This is a genomic window from Candidatus Protofrankia californiensis (assembly GCF_900634765.1).
Lineage (GTDB): Bacteria > Actinomycetota > Actinomycetes > Frankiales > Frankiaceae > Protofrankia > Protofrankia californiensis.
Window position 1 is genome coordinate 3916 of the sequence record NZ_CAAAFT010000172.1, and the last position, 838, is coordinate 4753.

2 protein-coding genes are annotated in these 838 nt (G+C 69.7%); both read left to right on the forward strand.

Features of this window, described 5'->3' with window-relative positions:
• On the forward strand, nt 1-532 hold a 532-nt coding region (locus DD1DGNOD_RS09645; RefSeq protein WP_206443053.1), incomplete at its 5' end, for a DUF3099 domain-containing protein.
• A gap of 65 nt (nt 533-597) precedes the next feature.
• Nucleotides 598-838 (forward strand): SAM-dependent chlorinase/fluorinase (locus tag DD1DGNOD_RS09650; RefSeq protein ID WP_241255613.1); only part of this gene is annotated, 241 nt, incomplete at its 3' end.

Sequence of the window (838 nt, forward strand, 5' to 3'; positions counted from 1 at the left end):
GTCCGGCCCCGGCTGGTCGCCGGGAATTGTTCCGGCGGCCGGACGGCGGGCATGCTTGTACGGGCGTTGCGGCCTGTTGTGGCGCACACTGGGCAGGCATCCGGGGCTTGTCCCGACGACGGGAAGTGAATCAGTGCGGATCAGGCGGAAGGGCGACGCTGTTCTGATCACCCGTGCGGTGCCGTCCCGCCCGGAGGAGATCCGGCGACGCCAGCGCCGATACGTGATCTCGATGATGTTCCGTACCGTCTGCCTGATCCTCGCCGTGGTCGCGCTGCACGGCTGGCTGCGGTTCGGTGCCGTGATCATCGCTGTTGTCATGCCGTGGCTGGCGGTGGTCTTCGCCAACGGCGGCCCGCCGGTCCCGCGGGAGAGCCCGTCCCTGTACGTTGCGTCGCACCGGTCCGCGGACAGGCCGCCACCGGCCCTGCAACCAGCCCACCATGAGGTTGTTGACGGCGTCGTCGACGGGGAGGGCTGGGACGTCGACGCCGCCGAGCGGGTCGACCACGCAACCCGATCGCGTGGGTGACGCGGTTTGGCATGGGTGACGCGGGATCCCGCGTGGACGATGTGGATCACGTGGGTGCGGATCACGTGGGTTACGTGAGCTTCCTGACCGACTACGGACTCGCTGACGGGTTCGTGGCGGCCTGCCACGGGGTGTTGCTGCGTCACGCTCCCGGTGTACGCCTCATCGACATCAGCCACCTGGTGCCTGCCGGCGACGTGCGGCGAGGGTCGGTCGTGCTCGCCCAGACGGTCGGTCACCTGCCTGTCGCGGTGCACCTTGCGGTCGTCGACCCGGGAGTTGGTACCTCCCGGCGGGCGCTGGTCG